The 5220-nt window shown below is 29.1% G+C and carries 3 protein-coding genes, 1 tRNA gene and 1 pseudogene; 1 reads left to right on the top strand and 4 read right to left on the bottom strand.

All coding sequences use genetic code 11. From position 1 onward, the window contains the following. Positions 1-177 (top strand): annotated as a pseudogene (gene gatB, locus DRF75_RS05230) (Asp-tRNA(Asn)/Glu-tRNA(Gln) amidotransferase subunit GatB); the annotation flags it as partial. A gap of 538 nt (positions 178-715) precedes the next feature. Here gatB (DRF75_RS05230) and dnaA read toward each other — a convergent pair. The 4 genes from dnaA to gatB (DRF75_RS04875) form a co-directional block, all read right to left on the bottom strand. Then, positions 716-2110 (bottom strand): chromosomal replication initiator protein DnaA, encoded by a 1395-nt coding sequence (dnaA, locus tag DRF75_RS04890; RefSeq protein WP_045170626.1) that lies wholly within the window; start codon positions 2108-2110, stop codon positions 716-718. A gap of 286 nt (positions 2111-2396) precedes the next feature. After that, positions 2397-3197 carry an enoyl-ACP reductase FabI gene (locus DRF75_RS04885; RefSeq protein ID WP_045170628.1) on the bottom strand — a complete coding sequence of 267 codons (801 nt, stop codon included), beginning with the start codon at positions 3195-3197 and terminating at the stop codon, positions 2397-2399. A gap of 103 nt (positions 3198-3300) precedes the next feature. Further along, a tRNA-Asp gene (locus DRF75_RS04880) sits at positions 3301-3374 on the bottom strand. Positions 3375-4338: 964 nt separating this feature from the next. Continuing rightward, on the bottom strand, positions 4339-5220 hold an 882-nt coding region (gatB, locus tag DRF75_RS04875; RefSeq protein ID WP_045170625.1), incomplete at its 5' end, for an Asp-tRNA(Asn)/Glu-tRNA(Gln) amidotransferase subunit GatB.

Genomic DNA, 5220 nt, shown 5'->3' with positions numbered 1-5220 from the left:
GGGGATATGGAAAAAGGCTCTTTTCGTTGTGATGCAAATGTTTCTGTGAGACCTATTGGTAGTAATGAACTTGGTGTAAGATCTGAAACAAAAAATCTAAATTCTATTCGTTATGTTATGCAAACAATAGAACATGAAGCAAATAAACAGATTAATATTTTAGAAAATAATAAAAAAAGCTACAATACTTTTAATACATTAGAACAAGACAAAAAAGCTAATAATCTATTACATAAACATTTAAGCAAACTAAATATCATAAGGTAACAACAACTTATTACTGTGAAAAACCAAGATAACAAAGCCACAAAATTTTATTAACAATCAGCTAACTAATAAATTAATAACCATGATTATAGGAAACACCTTATAGAAAAAGTACATACCAAAATAATTAAAAAGTAATCACTTATTTTCATTTTAAACTGAATAAAAATAACATTTTAGAAATATTACACGACAAATAATCAAAAAGGTACTAGCAATTTATCATTATTAAAAAATATATAATAAAAATAAATTACATTACCACATTAAACTAACAAGTCAGCAACATGAAACAATGAGAGTAATCTACCACAAAAGCACTATTAAAAAGAATCAGATTTCTAAACAGCATTTATATTAACTATCGAGCCAACATATCAATATTACAAGACACAATAATTACACACAGCAATGAACTCACATTGACTTACATAAAAATAAGTACAACTTACCTTAACATTCTAGTCAATAAATTAATGTCATCTCTTAATTTATCATCTGTTTCTATTAGCTTTTCTATTTGTTTAACAGCATGAATTACTGTCGCATGGTCCCTACCGCCAAAACTTTTCCCAATTTCTGGTAAACTCTTTTGAGTCAGTTTCTTTGACAAATACATTGCTACCTGTCTAGGACGAGCTAGAGTTCTTAATCTTCTAGTAGAATACATATCTGTCATCTTAATATTAAAGAACTCAGCAACTTTCCTTTGAATACATTCTAATGTTACTGCTTTATGATTTGCACGTAATAGATCAGATAAGATATCACTTGCTGAATCCAAGGTAATACTACACCCTACTAGTGAAGAATGTGCAACTACTTTATTAAGTGCACCTTCTAATTCTCTAATGTTTGACTTGATATTTTTTGCTAAAAATTCCAATACTTTATTTGGTATATTAATACCCATCCTTTCAACCTTTAACTGCAATATACCCAATCGTAATTCAAAAGTTGTCTCATTAATATCAGCTACTAATCCCCAACCTAATCTTGACTTTATCCTTTCCTCAACCCCATCTAAATCACTAGGTGACCTATCAGCAGATATGACTAGTTGCTTATTTTGATCTATTAATGCATTAAAAGTATGGAAAAACTCTTCTTGAGTACTGTCTTTACCACTAATAAACTGAACATCATCAACCATTAAAATATCAACAGAACGGAATTGCTCTTTAAATAGCATTATATCCTTACTCCTCAACGCTGTAACATATTGATACATAAACTTCTCCGCTGAAAGATAAGCTATTTTTCTTTTCGAAGAAGATTTTATAATATACCAAGCAATAGCATGCATTAAATGAGTTTTCCCAAGACCAACACCACCATATAGAAATAAAGGATTACTTCCAGATATTGGATCATTAGACTCTGCTACTCTTCTTGCAGCAGCAAAAGCAAGTTCATTTGGCTTCCCCACTACAAAATTATCAAAAGTAAACCTAGGATCCAATGGAGAACTTAAATGATCATAATTATTCCTCACTTCATTATCTTGTTGATCTTTGACATTAACTACTAAGTTAGTATCCTGATTATTCACAACACAAATGTCTACAGAACAAACACCTTCATCCTCATCTTGCCAGTATTTTAAAATTTGATCTAAGTAATGTACTAATATCCATTCTTTTATGAATCTAGTAGGTGCAGACAGCAAAACCTTACCGCCTTCATTATTAACATATACTAATACACTTAACCAACTATCATATATGGCATTACCATAAAACTTATGTAATTTACTTTGAATGTCTTTCCAAATTACACGATTATCGGACTGAAGCTTTTCTTTCATACAATCCCCTAAAAGCACAGTATTACTATCACTCATATAGCCAATCCAAAACTACAACCATAACTTGAAAAACCATGAATCCCGTCAGTACAACAATTACTGAGAATCATGATTGCTTGTATTATACAATAGAAAAATAAACTCATCTATCAATTTCCACAAAGACACTAAAACCTTATACTAAATATAGCAATATACAATCAAAAATAAATTTACAAAACAAATAATACAATATAACTTTAGAGAAATAGAATTATTACAAATAAAAATCTAGCTGGGTATAAATTTCACAATTCTATAAACACAATACTGTACCCACTTTTCATTTTGCCTCAACATAATTAATATCAGGAGCATCTATTGCTTTCATACCTATAGCATGATATCCACTATCAACATACAAAATTTCTCCTGTTGTACCTCTACCTAAATCACTTAACAAATAAAGTGCAGCTCCACCAACATCTTCTATCGTAGTATTACGTCTCAATGGAGCATTATATTTATTCCACGTTAGTATATAATGAAAATCACCTATCCCAGAAGATGCCAAAGTTCTTACTGGTCCAGCAGAAATAGCATTAACCCTAATATTCTGAGAACCTAGATCAACAGCTAGATACTTTACACTTGCCTCTAAAGCTGCTTTACACACTCCCATAACATTATAGTGAGGCATAACTTTCTGTGCACCATAATAAGATAATGTTAATATACTACCTCCATTACACATCATCTTTTCTACTTTCTTAGCAAGATAAGTAAGAGAATAACATGATATATGCATAGACGTTAAAAAATTATCTAATGATGTATCAATATATCTACCTTTTAGCTCATTTTTATCAGAAAAAGCAACAGCATGTACTAAGAAATCTATATTTTCCCATTCATCATTCAGCTGTTCAAACATAGTATCTACAGAATCTTCTTTAGATACATCACATTGCAAGACTAACTTTACACCTATAGAGTCTACCAAAGGATCTATTCTTTTTTTAAAAACATCAGATAAATAAGTTACTGCTATATCTGCTCCATGCATAGCTAAAGTTTTAGCAATACCCCACGCTAAAGACTTATCATTAGCAATCCCAATGATTAATCCTTTTTTCCCTTTCATTATATCACTAGCAAGCACCAATATCTCCTTATTCTTTAGACATTCTCTTACAATACTACAAAACCAAAAAGTTACAAAATCATAATAAAAAATTTTCAAGATGCGGGAGTGACGAGACTCGAACTCGCGGCCTCAAGCGTGACAGGCTTGCGCTCTAACCAACTGAGCTACACCCCCGGTATATAAGATTTATAATGCTAATAAGTACAAAAGAAGTTGTCAATAAGGTTTTAATCTTTTATTTAATTAATAATTTTTATATTACAAGCTTTAATAACACAATTTAATCATTCCTTCAATTAAACAATATAAAAACATTAAAAAAGTTTTCAAGTTTACATTACTTTAATTCACAATAATTCCTACACTTCTAATATTTTGTACCTAAATAAACTTAATCACATCTTGGTTAAATCAGTATTCTTTTATTGAAAAATCATCTAAGTTTATACTATCAATGTAAATCAATGACATTTAGCCAATAAAGAGCACTTTTTAACTTTCAAGAATACTTAGACATTTATTATCTCAGATACAAAACAAATTTTGTTTGAAATTACAATTAAACTTTAGTTATTACCTAAATTCTACAGGATTAAATCTTTCTAAGCCTCATATAACATTATGATAAGCTAGCATTATTAGACTAACACAAAGATTCAGTAATTAATTTGATTCCACAAGTAAAGCAATGTTATTACCAACTTCACTTATATAAAACAGATTATCTGCAATTTATAATAACTAACTCTAAATTTATCAAAATATCTTACACATAATAAACAGCATACTGCAAAATGAACTTCAGTGTTAAACTTTGCTATCTATCAAATTTATTGTACAACATATCCAACAATAAACATTCAAAGTACTACACAATTGGATTTTAAAGCATACACACTGTTATTATTTCACTAATCAAACATAATATACAAATCAATTCAATACTATAAATTTAGCTAATACAAAGCATTTAAAAGTATTAAATCACTGAATATTTAAGTAGACATATTGTTATTATTTTACTCATCCTAAAATCATTATATAAAAACAATGAATTTAACAACACAAATTAGTAATGATAAAGAACAAACCTTCTTATACCAAACAAACATTTTAAATAACAACAACAACTCACAAACTACTTATTTTCTAATTGTTGCTTGATAATAGAATTTACCATTTCAGGATTTGCTTTACCTTGTGTTTCTTTCATTACCTGTCCTACAAAATATCCAAACAACTTTTCCTTGCCTTGTTTATATTCTTCAACTTTACTCGCATTGTTTTTCAAAATCTTTTCTACAACTGCATACAATATATCTGCATCATCTACTTGTTTTAATCCATGCTCATTAACTATTAATGCAGGAAGCTTACCCGATTCAAACATCATATCAAATACTTGTTTTGCTATCTTACCAGAAATAGTATTATCAACTATTAAATCAAGTAGTTGTATTAAATGCTCAGCTTTTACTGAAGATTCATTAATAGTAATTCCAAGCTTATTTAATCTACCAAAAAGCTCACCTATTATCCAAGATGCTGCAAGTTTGGCATCATGCTTTTCTACAACTTTTTCAAAATACATAGCAACATCTTTATCGGAAGATAAAATATCTGCATCACATTTATTTAGATGAAAATCATTAATATAACGGTCTCTTTTTTGCAAAGGTAATTCTGGTAACAATGATCTTACATGATCTATATATTGATCGTCAATCTTTACCGAAAACAAATCAGGATCTGGAAAATATCTATAATCATGAGCATCTTCTTTAGTTCTAATGACTCTTGTCTGTCCTAATGAAACATCAAATAACAATGTATTTTGAGTAACTATTTCATTATTTTCTAAAATATTAATCTGTTTATTTGCTTCATATTCTATTGCTTGCATAACATAACGAATAGAATTTAGATTTTTTATTTCAGATCTCACACCAAGTTCATTACTACCAATAGGTCTCACAGAAACATTTGCATCACAACGAAAAGAGCCTTTTTCCATATCCCC

Source organism: Ehrlichia minasensis (assembly GCF_004181775.1).
Taxonomy (GTDB): Bacteria; Pseudomonadota; Alphaproteobacteria; order Rickettsiales; family Anaplasmataceae; genus Ehrlichia; species Ehrlichia minasensis.
Note: the sequence above shows the minus strand (reverse complement) of the source record. Positions and strands in the feature narration are given on the sequence as shown.

What these genes read in the sequence shown, in the direction of transcription:
- dnaA (WP_045170626.1), bottom strand. Translation starts at nt 2,110, where the DNA reads ATGAGTGATAGTAATACTGTGCTTTTAGGGGATTGTATGAAAGAAAAG.
- DRF75_RS04885 (WP_045170628.1), bottom strand. Translation starts at nt 3,197, where the DNA reads ATGAAAGGGAAAAAAGGATTAATCATTGGGATTGCTAATGATAAGTCT.